Origin of the sequence: Thermaurantiacus tibetensis, assembly GCF_015354055.1 — a bacterium.
Classification (GTDB): Bacteria; Pseudomonadota; Alphaproteobacteria; order Sphingomonadales; family Sphingomonadaceae; genus Thermaurantiacus; species Thermaurantiacus tibetensis.
Map to the genome: position 1 here is coordinate 738,197 of NZ_JACHTM010000001.1, position 16,534 is coordinate 754,730.

17 protein-coding genes are annotated in these 16,534 nt (G+C 71.7%); 10 read left to right on the forward strand and 7 right to left on the reverse strand.

The features are described 5' to 3' along the window. Positions 1 to 4: 4 nt before the first annotated feature. The 3 genes from odhB (at position 5) to H3H34_RS03720 (ending at position 4,887) form a co-directional block, all read left to right on the forward strand. A complete protein-coding gene (gene odhB, locus H3H34_RS03710; RefSeq protein ID WP_194743865.1) occupies positions 5 to 1,270 on the forward strand; it encodes a 2-oxoglutarate dehydrogenase complex dihydrolipoyllysine-residue succinyltransferase in 1,266 nt (421 codons plus the stop codon). Beyond that, positions 1,257 to 2,672: a dihydrolipoyl dehydrogenase gene (gene lpdA / locus H3H34_RS03715; protein WP_408033945.1), complete on the forward strand. Its 1,416-nt coding sequence runs from the start codon at positions 1,257 to 1,259 to the stop codon at positions 2,670 to 2,672. The genes odhB and lpdA overlap by 14 nt, the downstream gene beginning before the upstream one ends. Positions 2,673 to 2,808: 136 nt before the next feature. Next, positions 2,809 to 4,887: an NADPH-dependent 2,4-dienoyl-CoA reductase gene (locus H3H34_RS03720; protein ID WP_328831143.1), complete on the forward strand. Its 2,079-nt coding sequence runs from the start codon at positions 2,809 to 2,811 to the stop codon at positions 4,885 to 4,887. 9 nt (positions 4,888 to 4,896) lie between these two features. Here the strand turns inward: H3H34_RS03720 and H3H34_RS03725 are convergent, their stop codons facing one another. After that, on the reverse strand, positions 4,897 to 5,922 hold the full coding sequence (locus H3H34_RS03725) for a 2-dehydropantoate 2-reductase (RefSeq protein ID WP_194743866.1): 1,026 nt from the start codon (positions 5,920 to 5,922) through the stop codon (positions 4,897 to 4,899). Positions 5,923 to 5,982: 60 nt separating this feature from the next. Between H3H34_RS03725 and H3H34_RS03730 the strand changes: the two genes are divergently transcribed. Beyond that, entirely contained in the window at positions 5,983 to 6,957 is a 975-nt protein-coding gene (locus H3H34_RS03730) for an NADPH:quinone oxidoreductase family protein (protein ID WP_194743867.1), read from the forward strand. On the opposite strand, the gene H3H34_RS03735 is transcribed toward H3H34_RS03730, so the two are convergent. The 4 genes from H3H34_RS03735 to pgsA are packed head-to-tail and all read right to left on the reverse strand — an operon-like array spanning position 6,941 to position 8,906. After that, complete coding sequence (locus tag H3H34_RS03735; protein WP_194743868.1) at positions 6,941 to 7,654, reverse strand: glutathione S-transferase family protein; 714 nt, start codon at positions 7,652 to 7,654, stop codon at positions 6,941 to 6,943. The genes H3H34_RS03730 and H3H34_RS03735 overlap by 17 nt on opposite strands. After that, on the reverse strand, positions 7,654 to 8,091 hold the full coding sequence (locus H3H34_RS03740) for a molybdenum cofactor biosynthesis protein MoaE (RefSeq protein ID WP_194743869.1): 438 nt from the start codon (positions 8,089 to 8,091) through the stop codon (positions 7,654 to 7,656). Before H3H34_RS03740 ends, H3H34_RS03735 begins: the two co-directional genes overlap by 1 nt. After that, a complete protein-coding gene (gene moaD / locus H3H34_RS03745) occupies positions 8,091 to 8,345 on the reverse strand; it encodes a molybdopterin converting factor subunit 1 (protein WP_194743870.1) in 255 nt (84 codons plus the stop codon). Before moaD ends, H3H34_RS03740 begins: the two co-directional genes overlap by 1 nt. A gap of 3 nt (positions 8,346 to 8,348) precedes the next feature. Next, positions 8,349 to 8,906: a CDP-diacylglycerol--glycerol-3-phosphate 3-phosphatidyltransferase gene (gene pgsA, locus H3H34_RS03750; RefSeq protein ID WP_194744111.1), complete on the reverse strand. Its 558-nt coding sequence runs from the start codon at positions 8,904 to 8,906 to the stop codon at positions 8,349 to 8,351. A 54-nt stretch (positions 8,907 to 8,960) separates the two neighbouring features. Between pgsA and H3H34_RS03755 the strand changes: the two genes are divergently transcribed. The 3 genes from H3H34_RS03755 to H3H34_RS03765 all read left to right on the forward strand — a co-directional run bounded on the left by H3H34_RS03755 (position 8,961) and on the right by H3H34_RS03765 (position 11,097). After that, positions 8,961 to 9,632 carry a nitroreductase gene (locus H3H34_RS03755; RefSeq protein WP_194743871.1) on the forward strand — a complete coding sequence of 224 codons (672 nt, stop codon included), beginning with the start codon at positions 8,961 to 8,963 and terminating at the stop codon, positions 9,630 to 9,632. A gap of 87 nt (positions 9,633 to 9,719) precedes the next feature. Further along, on the forward strand, positions 9,720 to 10,643 hold the full coding sequence (gene lipA, locus H3H34_RS03760) for a lipoyl synthase (protein WP_194743872.1): 924 nt from the start codon (positions 9,720 to 9,722) through the stop codon (positions 10,641 to 10,643). After that, positions 10,636 to 11,097, forward strand: a complete 462-nt coding sequence (locus tag H3H34_RS03765) for a type II toxin-antitoxin system RatA family toxin (protein WP_194743873.1) — start codon at positions 10,636 to 10,638, stop codon at positions 11,095 to 11,097. Before lipA ends, H3H34_RS03765 begins: the two co-directional genes overlap by 8 nt. On the opposite strand, the gene H3H34_RS03770 is transcribed toward H3H34_RS03765, so the two are convergent. Both H3H34_RS03770 and H3H34_RS03775 read right to left on the reverse strand, forming a co-directional pair. After that, the gene (locus H3H34_RS03770) at positions 11,069 to 11,572 is read right to left on the reverse strand and encodes a CinA family protein (protein ID WP_194743874.1); all 504 of its coding nucleotides are present in this window, start codon (positions 11,570 to 11,572) and stop codon (positions 11,069 to 11,071) included. The two genes, H3H34_RS03765 and H3H34_RS03770, sit on opposite strands and share 29 nt — an antisense overlap. Beyond that, on the reverse strand, positions 11,569 to 12,771 hold the full coding sequence (locus tag H3H34_RS03775) for a bifunctional 2-C-methyl-D-erythritol 4-phosphate cytidylyltransferase/2-C-methyl-D-erythritol 2,4-cyclodiphosphate synthase (RefSeq protein WP_194744112.1): 1,203 nt from the start codon (positions 12,769 to 12,771) through the stop codon (positions 11,569 to 11,571). Before H3H34_RS03775 ends, H3H34_RS03770 begins: the two co-directional genes overlap by 4 nt. Positions 12,772 to 12,857: 86 nt before the next feature. On the opposite strand from H3H34_RS03775, the gene dusB reads away from it, so the two are divergent. The 3 genes from dusB to ntrC are packed head-to-tail and all read left to right on the forward strand — an operon-like array spanning position 12,858 to position 16,501. Continuing rightward, positions 12,858 to 13,889, forward strand: a complete 1,032-nt coding sequence (dusB, locus tag H3H34_RS03780; RefSeq protein WP_194743875.1) for a tRNA dihydrouridine synthase DusB — start codon at positions 12,858 to 12,860, stop codon at positions 13,887 to 13,889. A gap of 3 nt (positions 13,890 to 13,892) precedes the next feature. After that, a complete protein-coding gene (locus H3H34_RS03785) occupies positions 13,893 to 15,008 on the forward strand; it encodes a two-component system sensor histidine kinase NtrB (protein ID WP_194743876.1) in 1,116 nt (371 codons plus the stop codon). Continuing rightward, positions 15,008 to 16,501 carry a nitrogen regulation protein NR(I) gene (gene ntrC / locus H3H34_RS03790; protein WP_194743877.1) on the forward strand — a complete coding sequence of 498 codons (1,494 nt, stop codon included), beginning with the start codon at positions 15,008 to 15,010 and terminating at the stop codon, positions 16,499 to 16,501. Before H3H34_RS03785 ends, ntrC begins: the two co-directional genes overlap by 1 nt. The last annotated feature ends 33 nt before the right edge of the window (positions 16,502 to 16,534 follow it).

Sequence of the window (16,534 nt, forward strand, 5' to 3'; positions counted from 1 at the left end):
AGCGATGGCAACCGATGTGCGGATCCCGGCGCTCGGGGAGAGCGTGACCGAGGCGAGCGTCGGCCAGTGGCTGAAGCAGGTGGGCGACCGCGTGGCGGCCGACGAGCCGATCGTCAGCCTCGAGACCGACAAGGTGGCAGTGGAAGTGCCGGCGCCCGTTGCCGGCGTGCTCGTCGAGCAGCTGGCCAAGGTGGGCGAGACGGTCGAGGTCGGCGCCCTCATCGCCCGCATTGCCGAAGCGGAGGGCGCGGCGAAGGCCGCCGACGCCGCGGAGGCCGCGCCGCCTGCCCCCGGCCCGGACGCCGCTCCGGCTGCCGCGCCCGCGCCTGCCGAGGCGGACGCGCCCGCAGCGCCTGCTGAACCGCGCCTCGCGCCGGCGGCCGAGCGGCTCATTGCCCAGTATGCGCTCGACCCGGCCTCGATTTCGGGCTCGGGCAAGGGCGGGCAGGTCACGAAGGCGGACGTGCTCGCCGCGATCGAGGCCGGCACCGCGCGCCGGCGTGCCGACGGGGTGCGCCCGGCGGGAGCAACGCCCGCGGCGCCCGCTGTGGCCGCGCCCGCCGCCGGGGCCCGCACCGAGGAGCGGGTGCGCATGTCGCGCCTGCGCCAGACGATCGCCAAGCGGCTGAAGGAAGCGCAGAACACGGCGGCGATGCTCACCACCTTCAACGACGTCGACATGACGGCGGTGATGGAGGCGCGCGCCCGCTACCGGGACCTGTTCGAGAAGAAGCACGGGGTGCGCCTCGGCTTCATGTCCTTCTTCGTGAAGGCGTGCGTGCTCGCCGCGCGCGACGTGCCCGCCGTCAACGCGCGGATCGACGGCGACGAGATCGTCTTCCACAACTACATGGATGTCGGCGTCGCCGTCTCGGGGCCCAACGGGCTCGTCGTCCCGGTGCTCCGCGATGCCGACCGGCTGGGCTTCGCCGAGATCGAGAAGGCCATCGCCGACTTCGGGGCGCGCGCCCGCGACGGCACGCTCCGCCTCGAGGAGCTGCAGGGCGGCACCTTCACCATCTCGAATGGGGGCGTGTTCGGCTCGCTCCTGTCCACGCCCATCCTCAACCCGCCGCAATCGGGGGTGCTTGGCATGCACCGGATCGAGGAGCGGCCGGTCGCGCGCAACGGACAGGTCGTCATCCGGCCGATGATGTATCTCGCGCTCAGCTACGACCACCGGCTCATCGACGGGCGCGAGGCCGTGACCTTCCTGGTCCGCGTGAAGGAGGCGCTCGAGGACCCGACCCGCCTTCTTGTCGATCTCTGAGGAGCTGCCCGTGGCCGACTATGACGTGCTCGTGATCGGCGGCGGGCCTGGCGGCTATGTTGCCGCCATCCGCGCCGCCCAGCTCGGCCTTAAGGTGGCCTGCGCCGAGAAGCGCACGACGCTGGGAGGCACCTGCCTCAACGTCGGCTGCATTCCCTCCAAGGCCCTTCTCCATGCCTCCGAGCTCTACGCCGAGGCAGCAGGTGGTGCGCTCTCCAAGTTCGGTATCTCCTTCAAGGGGGTGGAGCTCGATCTTGGCACGATGATGAAGGAGAAGGCCAAGGCCGTCCGCGAACTGACCGACGGGATCGCGTTCCTGTTCCGCAAGAACAGGGTGACGTGGCTCAAGGGTGCGGCCGCCTTCGAGGGGCCGAACGCGGTGCGGATCGGGGACGAGACGGTCACTGCCGACCACATCGTCATCGCGACTGGCTCGGAGCCCACCTTCCCGCCGGGTCTTGCGCCCGACGGCGAGGTCGTCGTCACCTCGACCGAGGCGCTCGACTTTCCCGAGGTGCCGCGCCGCCTCCTCGTGGTGGGGGGAGGCTACATCGGGCTTGAGATGGGATCGGTGTGGAAGCGGCTCGGCGCAGACGTCACGGTCGTCGAGTATATGCCCTCGATCGTGCCGGCGATGGATGCGGACATTGCGACGGAATTCGCGAAGATCCTGAAGAAGCAGGGGCTCGATCTTCGCACCGGAACCAAGGTTGCGGAGATCGCGCGCGAGGGCGGCAGGGCGCGCGTCACCCTCGAGCCGGCCGCGGGCGGCCCGGCCGACACGGTCGAAGTGGACCGGGTGCTCCTGGCCGTGGGCCGACGCCCCAACACCGACGGACTCGCGCTCGAGAAGGCGGGCCTTGTCACCAACGCGCGCGGCCAGATCGAGGTCGACGGCCAGTTCCGCACGGCCGTGCCGCACATCCGCGCCATCGGCGACGTCATCCCCGGGCCGATGCTCGCCCACAAGGCGATGGACGAGGGCCATGCAGTGGCGGAGTGGATCGCCGGCCGGGTCGGCCATGTGAACCCCGCCGTGATCCCGGCCGTCGTCTACACCATGCCCGAGGCAGCGAGCGTCGGGCTGACCGAGGCCGAGGCCCGCGCCGCTGGTCATGAGCTCCGCATCGGCACCTTCCCCTTCCTCGCCAACAGCCGGGCCAAGACCAACCGCGACACGGCGGGCTTCGTGAAGATCATCGCCGATGCCGCGACCGACCGGGTGCTCGGGGTCCACATCCTGGGCTCGATGGCCGGCACCATGATCGCCCAGGCGGCCCAGGCCATGGAGTTCGGCGCCTCGTCCGAGGATATCGCGCTCACCTGCCATGCCCACCCCACGCACAGCGAGGCGATGAAGGAAGCAGCGATCGCGGTCCGGGGCCCGGCGCTCCACATCTGAACCGGGCGGCCGCGCGCGCAAGGGGGCAGCAGGCAGGGCAGGGGGCCGCCGGTCGGGACTCCGGGAGGCAGCCCGCGCAGGCGGAGGGCGGAGGCGGGCTTGCGGGATCCGCGGCGCGCTGCCGCAGCCGCCGGAAATGGGGAGGATGACAGGCAGCCGGCCGGCTGCCACCGCGCGCGCCATGGCTCACCCCCGCTACCCGCACATCTTCACGCCGCTCGATCTTGGCTTCATGCGCCTCAGGAACCGGATCCTCATGGGCTCCATGCACACCGGCCTCGAGGACATCCCCAACGGCTTCCCCCGCATGGCGGCCTATTTCGCCGAGCGCGCGAAAGGTGGCGTCGGCATGATCATCACCGGAGGGATCGGCCCCAATGAAGAGGCGACCGGCGGGGGCGCCAAGCTCTCGACGCCCGAGGAGGCCGCGAACCACCGGATCGTGACGGAGGCCGTCCACGCCGCCGACCCGGAGGTGAAGATCTGCCTCCAGATCCTCCACGCCGGGCCGCTCGCCGGCACGCCGGCCTGCGTTGCCCCCTCGCCCGTCAGATCGCGGATCGGGCGCTACGTGCCGAACGAACTCGACGAGGCGGGAATCGAGAAACAGCTGGCCGACTTCGCCAATTGCGCGGCCATGGCGAAGCTCGCCGGCTATGACGGAGTCGAGATCATCGGCTCGGCCGGCTATCTCCTCTCGACCTTCCTTGTCGAGAAGACCAACCTTCGTACCGACCGCTGGGGCGGCAGCTTCGAGAACCGGATGCGCTTTCCCCTCGAGGTGGTGCGCCGGGTGCGCGCGGCAGTCGGCGAACGCTTCCTCCTCATCTTCCGCATCCCGGCCATGGACATGCTGGAAGGCGGGCTCTCGGGCGACGAGGTGATCCGCCTGGCGCAGGAGGTGGAGAAGGCGGGCGCCAACATCATCAGCACCCACTTCACCTGGCACGAGGCGCAGGTGCCCACCATCGCCACCATGGTGCCGCGCGCGGCCTTCGCCGAGGTCACGGGGCGCATCCGCCGCCATGTCGGCGTGCCGATGATCACCTCGAACCGCATCAACATGCCCGAGGTCGCCGAAGCGGTGCTCGCGGCCGGCCACGCCGACCTCGTCTCGATGGCGCGGCCCATGCTCGCCGACCCCGAGCTCGTCCTTAAGGCGCGCGACGGCCGCGAGGACGAGATCAACACCTGCATCGCCTGCAACCAGGCCTGCCTCGACCACACCTTCATGGGCAAGCTGACGAGCTGCCTCGTCAACCCGCGCGCCTGCCACGAGACCCTCCTGGTGCCCAGGCCGGCCGAGCGGCCACGCCGTCTTGCCGTCGTGGGCGCCGGTCCGGCGGGCCTCGCCTGCGCGACCGAGCTTGCCGCGCGCGGCCACAGGGTGACCCTCTTCGAGGCCGCGGGCGAGATCGGCGGCCAGTTCAACCTGGCCAAGCGCATCCCCGGCAAGGAGGAGTTCGAGGAGACCCTGCGCTACTTCCGCCGCCGGATCGACCTTCTCGGCATCGACCTCCGCCTCCGCACGCGCGCCACGGCCGACATGCTGGCGGAAGAGGGCTTCGACGAGGTGGTGGTGGCCACCGGCATCACCCCGCGCGTGCCGGACGTTCCCGGCATCGATCACCCCAAGGTGGTCGGCTACATCGACGTCCTCCTCGGCCGGAAGCCGGTGGGCCGGAAGATCGCCATCATGGGGGCTGGCGGCATCGGCTTCGACGTTGCCGAGTTCATCACCCACGCCGGGCCTTCGGCTGCGCTCGACGTCGCCACCTTCCAGAAGGAATGGGGGCTCGACTTCGCCAACCACCCGCCGGGCGGCGTCACCGGCCTCCAGCCGCAGGTGGCGAAGGCCGACCGCGAGGTCGTGATGCTCCAGCGCAAGGAGGGGCCGCTCGGCCGCTCGCTCGGCCGGACGACCGGCTGGACCCACCGGCTGACCCTTGCCCGTCGTGGCGTGAAGATGCTGGGGGGCGTCACCTACGTCCGCATCGACGACGCGGGGCTCCACACCCTCGTCAACGGCGAGCCGGTGCTGTTCGACGTGGACACGGTCATCGTCTGCGCCGGCCAGTTGCCCGAGCGCAGCCTGCACGAGGCGCTGCTCGCCCGCGGCATCCCCTCGCGCGTGATCGGCGGCGCCCACGAGGCGGCCGAGCTCGACGCCAAGCGCGCCATCCTCGAGGCGACCGAACTCGCGCTTGCCGCCTGAGCGGGCGACTCAGCGCGCCCGCGCCGCTTCCTTGAGCGTGGCGAGGAGCGCGGCGGCAGACAGCGGCGCAGCGCCCGCCTCGGCTGCCCGCACCAGCTCCACCATGCGGGCATTGACCGGCGCCCGCCGGCCGAGCCTTGCAGCCAGCCGGACCACCTCGCCGTTCAGATAGTCCACTTCCGTCCGCCGGCCCTTCGCGAGATCGTCGGCCATCGACGAGCGGGCGTGCGGGTCGACGCGCGTCCTGCCGCCGCCGGCCTGGGCGGCGACGTAGAAATAGAGCCGGTCGGGCAGGCTCATGATGGCCGGCATGAGCTCGAGCGGCATGGGTAGCGGATCAACCAGCCGGATCCCGGCACGCTTCGCAAGCGCCATCGCCTCGCGCATGGCCATGGCCCAGGCCTGCCGGTAGCCGCGCTGGCGCAGCTCCTCCATGAGGCTCGCGCCCGAGAGCGCGTTGACCGCGTTGTTGAGGTTGACGAGGAGCTTGCCCCACAGCACGCCGAGGATGTTGTCGGTCTCGCCGATGGGCACGCCCGCGGCCGCGAACCGCTCGAGGAAGGGCTCGAGGTCGGGGTGGGCCTCGACCGTGAGCCCGCCGACGCCGGTGCCGCGGTGGAAGCGTCCCGGCTCCGGCTCGGCGACGTTGAACGGCACCATGCCGGCAAGGACGGTGCGCCCGGGCAGGGCCGCGCGGAGCACCTCGGCGTTGGAGACCCCGTTCTGGAGCGAGACGACGACCGCGCGCGCCGGGGCATGGGCGGCGATCGCCGCGGCGGCCTCCTCGGTTGCCGCGGACTTGACGGTGACGAGCACGAGGTCGGCCTCGGCGAGGCCCGCCGGGTCGGTCGTCGCCTCGATGTCGCCGGGCGTCACGATGAGATCGAAGCCGTCCACGTCGGAGACGCGCAGGCCCTCGGCCGCCTTCCCGACCAGCGCCGGCCGGCCGACGAGCGTGACCCGGGCGTGGGGCGCAAGCCGAGCGCCGACATAGGCTCCGACGAGCCCCGCCCCGAACACCGCGATCCCCGGCAATCCGCTGCCCATTGCCCACACTCTCCCGCTTGCCTATCCCCATAGCGAAGGGAGGCACGCATGAAAGCCCTGGTCTGCACGCGTCACGGTGAGCCCGAGCTCCTCGAATGGCAGGAGCTGCCCGACCCCGTGCCCGGCAAGGGGCAGGTTCTGCTCAGGGTCGAGGCGGCGGGGGTCAACTTTCCGGAGACCCTCATCATCCGCAACCTTTACCAGTTCAAGCCGGCGCTGCCGTTCGTGCCGGGCGGGGAGGCGGCCGGAGTGGTCGAGGCGGTGGGGGAGGGGGTGTCGCGCGTCCGCCCCGGCGACCGCGTGATCGCGATGACGGGCACGGGCGCCTTCGCCGAGAAGCTCCTGGCCGCCGAGCACCAGTGCGTGCCCGTGCCCGAGGGGATGCCGATGGATCTCGCGGCCGGCGTCACCATGACCTACGGCACCTCGCACCACGCGCTGAAGCAGCGGGCGCAGCTGAAGGCCGGGGAGACCCTCCTCGTGCTGGGAGCGGCGGGGGGCGTGGGGCTTGCTGCGGTCGAGCTCGGCAAGCTGATGGGCGCGCGCGTCATCGCCGCCGCCTCGACTGCCGAGAAGCTGGAGCTTGCCCGCGCCCACGGCGCTGATGAGGGCATCAACTACGACACCGAGGATCTGAAGGAGCGGGTGAAGGCGCTGACCGGCGGCCGGGGCGCGGACGTCATCTACGACCCGGTGGGCGACCGCTACGCCGAGCCGGCCTTCCGCTCCATTCCCTGGAACGGGCGCTACCTCGTGGTCGGGTTCGCGGCGGGGGAGATCCCGAAGCTTCCGCTCAACCTGCCCCTCATCAAGGGCGCGGCGATCGTGGGGGTCTTCTGGGGCGCGTTCACCATGCACGAGCCCGACGTGCACGCCGCCAACATGGCGGAGCTGGTGCGCTGGTTCGCGGAAGGGAAGCTCCGGCCCCACATCTGCGCCCGGCTGCCGCTGGCCGAGGGCGGCAGGGCGATCCGGATGCTGATGGACCGCAAGGCGATGGGGAAGGTCATCCTTCTGGCGTGACGGAGACGCCCTCCGGAGGTGCCGCAGCATCGACGCGCCGGCACCAGGCGTCGAGCCGCGGGCGCGCGGCGCGCAGCGCCCGGCCCTCGCGGGTGCGGTCAAGCACGTTCACCATCACGCGGACAGCGAGGTCAGCGTTCGACAGCCGCGGGCCGGCGAGCCAGTCCGCACCCTCGAGCCATGCCTCGAGCGCATCGTAGAGCGCGGCGAGGTCGGCCACCACGGTCGCCTCGGCCTTCCGCCCGAGCCCCTGGGCGCGGGCGACCCTGGCGATCGCGCCGGGAATCGCACGGGCAAGAAGGCCGCGCGCGAGGCCCGTCTCGTGGGCAAGCAGGTCGTCCACGAACCACTGCCGGTTCTGCGGCCAGGGGCGCATGGTGAGGTCGTAGAAGTAGAGGCTTTCGTCGGCCCAGTCCTCGAGGAGCGTGGCGAGCGCCCGGTCCCGCGGCGCGTCGGGCTGGAGCCGCGGCTGGGGGAAGGCTTCGTCGAGGTAGCGGAGGATGTCGGTCGAATCGACGATGGTGCGCCCGTCGTGCACCAGCGCCGGGAACTTGCCGGTGGGCGAGACGCGGCGGTGGGCGTTGCGCTTCGAGACGAGGACCTCGACGACCTCGAAGGCCAGCCCCTTCCACCGGAGCGCCCGGCGGACCTTGTCGGCAAAGGGCGAGATCTCGAACTGGTAGAGGGTGATGGCCATCAGCCTTCGCCTTTGCTCGGAAGCCAGCGCCGGGCGGCCGCGTCGTCGCTCGCCCTGGCCTCCACCCAGCCGGCCCGCCCGCGCTTCCAGAAGGGGGCGGACGTCTTGAGCCAGTCCATGAGGAAGGCTGCCGACTCGAAGGCGGCAGCGCGGTGCGCGCTCGCGGTACCGACGAGGACGATGAGCTCGCCGACGTCAAGCGCGCCGAAGCGGTGGATGGCAAGCGCCCCCAGAAGCGGCCAGCGGGCGCGGGCCTCGGCGATGCGGGCGGCCATCTGCCGCTCGGCCATGCCCGGATAGTGCTCGAGGAACAGCGGCTCGTCGCGCACCTGGCCGGTGAAGAGCACGACCGCGCCCACGCCCGGCCCGAGCGCCGAGAGGCGGGCATGGGCGGCGGCCACGTCGAAGGGCGCGCGGCGGACCTCGGCCTCGAACATCAGCCCCCCGTGACTGGCGGGAAGAGCGCCACCTCGTCCCCGGGGCGGACCAGCGCGTCCCAGCCGGCGAAGTCCTGGTTGACGGCGGCGCGCAGCCGCGCCGGCTCGGCAAGCGCGCGCGCGTGGCCTTCGCTTCGCGCCCGCAACCGCGCGACGAGCTCGCCCAGAGGCAAGGGTTCGGCAAGCGGCAGCTGCTCGGCCTCGGCCCCCACCATCTCCCGGACCCAGGCGAAGTAGAGCAGGCGGACGGTCATGCCCTAGTCCATGTGCCGGAGGCCGGCGCGGAGATAGTCCCAGCCGGTGACGAGGGTGAGGCCGGCGGCCAGGAACAGGGCGGCAACGCCCACCTCGTGGACCGGAAGCCAGGGGAGGAAGCGCGGGCTGAACTGGCCGAGGAGCAGCGCACCGAGCGCCACCATCTGGATGGCTGTCTTCCACTTGGCGAGCTTCGAGACAGGGAGCGAGACCGAGAGCCCGGCCAGGAACTCGCGCAGGCCCGAGACGGCGATCTCGCGCAGGATGATGACGAGCGCGGGCAGCATGGTCCAGCCCTTGATGGCGTCGTTGTGGATGAGCATCACGATGACGCTTGCCACCATGATCTTGTCGGCAATGGGGTCGAGGAAGATGCCGAGCTTCGAGACCGTGCCGCGGGCCCGGGCCAGGTAGCCGTCGATGTAGTCGGTCACTCCGGCCACGCAGAAGAGAAGGAAAGCAAGGAGATAGGTGATCCAGTTGCCTTCCCACATGAGCAGCACGAAGAGCGGGACGGCAAGGATTCGCGAGAGCGTCAGCAGATTGGGGAGGCTGGACAGCACGGGGGCCTTCTAGGCAATCGCCCCCCGCCTCACAACCTGCGGGAGAATTCGATGAAGGTGAGCGAAGCGGTCGCAACGCGCCAGTCGGTGCGCGGGTTCCTGCCCACGCCGGTCGACCCGGCGGTCATCCGCCGGGTGGTCGAAGCCGCCGCGCGGGCGCCCTCGGGCGGCAACCTCCAGCCCTGGCACATCGACGTGGTGGCGGGCGAGCCGCTCGCCGAGCTCAAGGCGATCATGGCGAAGCGGGTGATGGAGGCCCCGGCGGGCGAGCCGACCGAGTATGACATCTACCCGAAGGTGCTGCCGAGCCCGTACCGCGACTACCGCTTCCAGGTGGGCGAAGCGCTCTACGGCGCGCTCGGCATTCCACGCGAGGAGAAGGCCAAGCGCCTCATGTGGTTCGCGCGGAACTTCCAGTTCTTCGGCGCGCCCGTCGCGCTCTTCTGCTCGGTTGCGAAGACCATGGGCCCTCCGCAGTGGTCGGACCTTGGCATGTATCTTCAGACGGTGATGCTGCTCCTGCGCGAGGAAGGGCTCGACTCCTGCCCGCAGGAATGCTGGGCGCTCTACCCCGAGACCATCCGCGCCTTCCTGAAGCTGCCGGAGGAGCGGATGCTCTTCTGCGGCATGGCCATCGGCCACCGGGACCCGGACGACCCGGCGAACGGCTTCCGCTCGGAGCGCGCGCCGCTCGAGGCGTTCGCGACCTTCCACGGCCTCTGAGGGCAGGGGGGCGCTCGGCCGGTGCCCTCCCGCGCGTGCCACGGAGTCGCAATTGTGCGTAAGCGCGGCCGGGCCTAAGTGCGGGGCATGAACGAGTCCACGCCGCTCCGCATTGCCCGCAAGCCCGAGTGGCTGCGGGTCCGGGCGCCCACGTCCTCCGCCTTCCGGGAGACGAAGGCCCTCATGCGCCGGCTCGGGCTCCACACCGTGTGCGAGGAAGCCGCCTGCCCCAACATCGGGGAGTGCTGGCAGCAGCGGCACGCAACCGTCATGATCCTCGGGGACACCTGCACCCGGGCCTGCGCCTTCTGCAACGTGAAGACGGGGATGCCCGGTCCAGTCGACCCGCTGGAGCCGGTGCACGTGGCGGAAGCGGCTGCCGAGCTCGGCCTGTCCCACATCGTCGTGACTTCGGTCGACCGGGACGACCTGCCCGACGGCGGCGCCTCGCAGTTCGTGAAGGTGATCGAGGCCATCCGCGCGCGGAGCCCTTCGACCACCATCGAGATTTTGACTCCCGACTTCCGCAACAAGGCGGACGCCGCCGTCGAGGCGATCGTCGCCGCCCGGCCCGACGTCTACAACCACAACCTCGAGACGGTGCCGCGGCTCTATCCCACCATACGCCCCGGCGCGCGCTACTACCACTCGCTGCGGCTTCTCGAGCGGGTGAAGACGCTCGACCCGTCGCTCTTCACCAAGTCGGGGCTGATGGTGGGGCTCGGCGAGCAGCGCCTCGAGATGCACCAGGTGATGGACGACATGCGTTCGGCCGGAGTGGATTTCCTGACCATCGGCCAGTATCTCCAGCCCACCCCGCGCCATGCGCCGGTCGTGGAGTTCGTGCCTCCGGCCACCTTTGCGGCCTACCGCACGGTCGCCGAGGCCAAGGGCTTCCTGCTGGTCGCGGCAAGCCCGCTCACGCGCTCGAGCCACCATGCCGGGGAGGACTTCGCGCGCCTGAAGGCCGCCCGGGAGGCCCGGCTGGCCCGGGCCAAAGCCCTTGCCTAGCCACCGGGAGGAGCGCTTCCTCCCCTACACGCCCGCGCAGCTGTTCGACCTCGTCGCCGACGTCGGTGCCTACCCGCAGTTCCTGCCATGGGTGGCGGCGACCCGCATCCGCGAGCGGAGCGAGACGCTGATGGTGGCCGACATGTCGGTCGGCTTCCGCGCCATCCGCGAGACGTTCACGAGCCGGGTCACGCTCGACCGCCCCCGCGCCATCCACGTGGACTATGTGAGCGGACCTCTCCGGCACCTCTCGAACGACTGGATCTTCGAGCCGGAAGGGGAGGGCACGCGGGTCCGGTTCGCGGTCGACTTCAGCTTCCGCTCGCGGCTGTTCGAGCGGCTGGCGGGCGCCGTGTTCCACGAGGCCTTCCGCCACATGGTGGCCGCCTTCGAGGCCCGCGCGCGCAAGCTCTACGGCGCGCCCCTCACGGGAGCAGCAGCCGCAGCGCAATGAGCACCGCCTGGCGGCGGATCTCGTCGCGGCCGAGGTCACCCATCTCGTGGACGTCGGCGAGATGCTCGCCTTCGGCCACGCCTCCCCCCGGCCCCCGCCGGGCGCGGGCGAAGACGACCGTCCCCACCGGCTTCTTCTCGCTCCCCCCGCCCGGCCCGGCAATGCCGGAGATGGAGACGGCGATATCGGCCCGGCTGCGCTCGATGGCGCCGGCTGCCATCGCCCAGGCGGTCGCTTCCGAGACGGCGCCGAGCGTTGCGAGGATCTCCTCCGAGACGCCGAGCATCTCGACCTTGGCCTCGTTCGAATAGGTGACGAAGGCGCGGTCGAACACGTCGGAGGCACCGGGCACCGCAGTGATTGCGCCGGCGGCAAGGCCGCCCGTGCAGCTTTCGGCAAGCGCGATCCGCCTGCCGGCCGCCCGGTTCTCGGCCACCACGCGCTCGGCGAGCGCCCGGACCTCGGAGTCGATCATGCGGGCTCCTGCGGCAAAAGGACGGTCGCCGAAGCCTGCGCCGCGATGCCTTCCCGGCGGCCGGCAAAGCCGAGGCCTTCGGTGGTGGTGGCCTTGACCGAGACCAGCGGCGCGTGCGCGGCCAGGATCTCGCCGATGCGCGCGACCATCGCCGCCCGGTGCGGCCCGACCTTCGGCGCCTCGGCAATGAGGGTCACGTCCACATGGGCGATGCGCCCGCCGCGCGCCGCAACCAGCGCGGCGGCGTGGGCGAGGAACCGGTCGGAGGAGGCGCCCTTCCACTGCGGGTCCGACGGCGGGAAGTGCTGGCCGATGTCGCCCGCGCCGATTGCCCCCAGCACCGCGTCGGTCAAGGCATGGAGCCCGACGTCGGCATCCGAATGGCCGACGAGGCCGGCCGCGTGCGGCACCTTCACCCCGCAGAGCCAGACGTGGTCGCCGGGGCCGAAGCGGTGCACGTCGAACCCCGTGCCCGTGGCCGGGATGCGGGCGACGAGCGCCTCGGCGCGGGCGAAATCGGCGGCGTCCGTCACCTTCATGGCCCGCTCGTCCCCTTCGACCAGCGCCACGTCAAGCCCTGCCGCCCGGGCGATGGCCACGTCGTCGGTTGCCGCAAGCCCTTGGGCGGCGGCGGCGCGGTGAGCGGCAAGGATCTCGCGGAAGCGGAAGCCCTGCGGCGTCTGGACCCGGTGGAGCCGCGCGCGGTCCACCTCGCCGTCGACCAGCCGGTCGCCGGTGCGGAGGCTGTCGACGACGGGCAGGGCGGGGCAGGCGCCCGGCCAGTCGGCGAGTGCTGCGAGCACGCGGTCGATCACGGCAGGCGGCGCGAAGGGGCGAGCGGCATCGTGGATGAGCACATGGTCCGGCGCCTGGGCCTCGGCGAGCCGCTCCAGCCCGGCCCTGACCGACTCCTGCCGCGTGGCTCCGCCCACCGCCGTCTCGACATCTGTCGCGCCGATCGCTGCCCGCGCCCGTTCCTCCTCGCCGGGCGCGATCGCCACGAGCACCCGGTCCACGGCCGGGTGCTGGCGGAAGGCGGAGACCGCATGGGCGAGCATCGGCCGGCCGAGAAGCGGCCGGTACTGCTTGGGCACGCCGCCACCGGCGCGGAGCCCCTGGCCGGCGGCCACGATCACCGCCGCCGCGCGCAGAGCGGGCCCGTGCGCTCCGCTCCCGCCTCGCTCGGGCGTCCGACCCATCTCCATGGGCCCGCCCATAGGAGCGCCAGCGCTTGCCGCAAAGCCCGAAACACCGTAAGCGGAGTGCCCGTTTTTTGGGCAGGTCGATGCACGCACCCTCTCCCCTCCGTGGCCCGCTCCGCGTCGGCCCGGTGACGCTCGCCTCGCCGGTCATCCTCGCGCCGATGACCGGCGTGACCGACCGGCCCTTCCGCACGCTGGTGAAGCGCTTCGGTGCCGGCCTCACCGTCACCGAGATGATCGCCTCGGAAGCGATGGTGCGCGCGACGCGCCAGTCGCTTGCCAAGGCGGACTGGGACCCCTCGGAAGAGCCGGTCTCCATGCAGCTCGCCGGCTGCGAACCGCGGGTGATGGCCGAGGCCGCGAAGCTCAACGAGGCGCGGGGCGCCGCCATCATCGACATCAACATGGGCTGCCCGGTGAAGAAGGTGGTGAACGGCCACGCCGGCTCGCACCTCATGCGCGACCTGCGGCTTGCCGCGCGGATCATCGAAGCAACGGTCCGTGCCGTTTCGGTGCCCGTCACGCTCAAGATGCGCATGGGCTGGTGCCACGACAGCCTGAACGCGCCCGAGCTTGCCCGGATTGCCGAGGATCTCGGAGTGCGGATGATCACCGTCCACGGCCGCACGCGCAACCAGATGTACGCGGGCGCGGCCGACTGGGCGTTCGTGGCCCGCGTCAAGGCCGCCGTCTCGGTGCCGGTCATCGTGAACGGCGACATCACCTCGCCGGCGGCGGCGCGCGCGGCGCTTGCCGCCTCCGGCGCGGACGGGGTGATGATCGGCCGCGGCGCATACGGCCGGCCCTGGCTGCTTGCCGAGGTGATGGCCGACCTCGCCGGGTCCCCGCAGACATTCGCACCCGACCTCGCCGGTCTTCGCGACCTCGTGCTCGCGCATTATGATGCCATGCTCTGCCACTATGGCGCTGCGGCCGGTGTGGGAATCGCGAGGAAGCACCTCGGCTGGTATACGAAGGGCCTGCCCGGCTCTGCGGACTTCCGCAACCGGGTGAACCAGATCGGCGAGCCCGCGGAGGTCGTCTCGGAAGTGCGCCGCTTCTTCGACGCGCAGCTCGCGCGCGGCGAAGGCGCGTCGCTTCCGCTCGCGGCCTGAGCCATGGGCGATGCCGGACCACCGGTGCCGTCCGCGGTCGAGCTTCTGAACGCGCTCCCGTCGCCGACCCTGCTCCTCGACGGCGAGGGCGGCGTCCTTCTCGCCAACGCAGCCGCCGAGGCCTTCCTCAACCTCTCCCAGGCCCATCTCGTGGAGCGGGGCTGGCGCGGGCTGTTCGCGGAAGGAAGCCCGGTCGTCACGCTCATCGACGAGGCACGCCGCACCGGCCAGGGCGTGCAGGCCTATGACGTGCCGGTCGCGTTCGCGATCGGGCGGGAGGTCTCGTGCGACCTCCTCGTCGGCCAGGCACAGCTCCCCGGCCGGTGGCTGACGGTCAGCTTCCAGCCGCGGGCGGTCACCGCGCTCGTCGAGCGGCAGATGGGCCAGTCGGCAGCGGCCCGCACGGCGGTCGGCGCCGCGGCAATGCTCGCGCACGAGATCAAGAACCCGCTCTCGGGCATCCGCGGGGCGGCCCAGCTGCTCCAGGAGACCGATGACCCCGAGGCCCGCGAGCTTGCCGACCTCATCGTGACCGAGGCGGACCGGGTGCGCGCGCTCATCGACCGCATGGAGGGCTTCACCGACGAGCGCCCCCGCCGGTTCGCGCCGGAGAACATCCACGCCATCCTCTCGCATGTGCGCCGCCTGGCCGAGACAGGCTTCGGCCGCGACCATGTCTTCGCCGAGACCTACGACCCGTCGCTTCCCCCGGTGCTCGGAGACCGGGACCGGCTGGTCCAGGCCATGCTGAACCTCGTCAAGAATGCGGTCGAGGCCTCGCCGCCGGGCGGCACCATCACGCTGCGCACCGCCTACCGCACGGGAATCCGCGTGCGGCCGGCCGGCAGCAGCGGCCGGGTCTCGCTGCCGCTCGAAATCGCCGTCATCGACGAGGGCGACGGCCCGCCGCCGCACGTCGCGGACCATCTCTTCGAGCCGTTCGTCACCGGCAAGCGCGGCGGCACGGGGCTCGGGCTTGCGCTGGTTGCCAAGGTGGTCGGTGACCATGGCGGGGTCGTCGAGTTCGAGCGCCGCGACGGGCGCACCATCTTCCGGGTGCGGCTGCCCGTGGTGCAGGAGCCGGCGGCGGTTCCTCCGCTCGCAGCCGAGACCGCGTGATGACACCGCCCGAGTCCGCCCCCGCCGGCACGGTCATCGTCGTCGATGACGATGCCGGCATCCGCACCGTGGTGCGCCAGGCCCTGGTTCGCGCCGGGCTCTCCGTCCGCACCGCCGATTCGGCGGCGGGGCTCTGGAAGCTCGTGGAGGCAGGGGTGGGTGACGTGATGGTGACCGACGTCCTCCTGCCCGACGCCGACGGGCTCGACCTCCTGCCGCTGGTGGCCGAGCGGCGGCCGGACCTTCCCGTCATCGTGATGAGCGCGCAGAACACCCTCTCGACCGCCGTGAAGGCAACCGAGAAGGGGGCGTTCGAGTATCTCCCGAAGCCCTTCGATCTCAATGAGCTGGCGCGGGCGGTGAAGAGCGCGCTCGAGGGGCGCAAGCGCAGCGGCGCAGCTGTCCGGCCCGTGCTTCCCGCCGAGACCCTGCCGATGATCGGGCGGTCGCCGGCAATGCAGGAGGTCTATCGCACCATTGCCCGGGTGGTCCCGACCGACCTTACGGTGATGGTGCTGGGCGAGTCGGGCACCGGCAAGGAGCTGGTCGCGCGCGCGCTCCACGAGCTGGGGCCGCGCCGGGCCGGGCCGTTCGTCGCCATCAACATGGCGGCGATCCCGCGCGAGCTTATCGAGACCGAGCTGTTCGGCCACGAGCGCGGCGCCTTCACCGGCGCCCAGACCCGGATGTCCGGGCGGTTCGAGCAGGCCCAGGGCGGTACCCTCTTTCTTGACGAAATCGGCGACATGCCTGCCGACGCCCAGACCCGGCTCCTGCGCGTGCTCCAGTCGGGCGAGTTCACGACCGTTGGCGGCACGCGCCCCATCCGGACCGACGTCCGGATCGTGGCCGCCACCCACAAGGACCTGCGGCGGCTGATCGAGGCGGGCCTCTTCCGCGAGGACCTCTTCTACCGGCTGAACGTCGTGCCCATCCGCCTGCCGCCGCTTCGCGCCCGCGTGGAGGACATTCCGGAGCTTGCCGCCCACTTCCTCGACCGGGCGGCACGCGAGGGGCTGCCGGCGAAGACCCTCGACCCCTCCGCCATCGCCTGGCTCAAGGAGCGGCCGTGGCCCGGCAACGTCCGCGAACTCGAGAACGCGATGCGCCGCCTTGCCGCGCTGGTCCGCGAGGACGTGGTGACGGCGGCGGCCTGCACGCTCTACCTCGATAGCGCGTGGGACCGGGCTTCGGGCGCGGAACCCGCCGCTTCCGCCGAGATTGTGCCCGACTCGGCGCGTCTGGCCGGCGCGTCGTTCGAGAGCGTGGTGGCGCGCTGGCTCGAGGCGCACGTCGTCGGGCGGGGCGAGCTGCCGCCGGATGGCCTCTATGACCGGCTGCTCGCGGAGTTCGAACGGCCGCTTCTCGAGGCGGCCCTGCTGCTGACCGGCGGGAACCAGCTCCGCGCCGCGCGCCTTCTCGGGGTCAACCGCAACACGCTGCGCAGGATGCTGACCGACCGGGGCGTTGACCCCAAGCCGCTGCGGCCCTGACGCCCCTTGTCGCTCTCCTGCAACGCTGTGGAA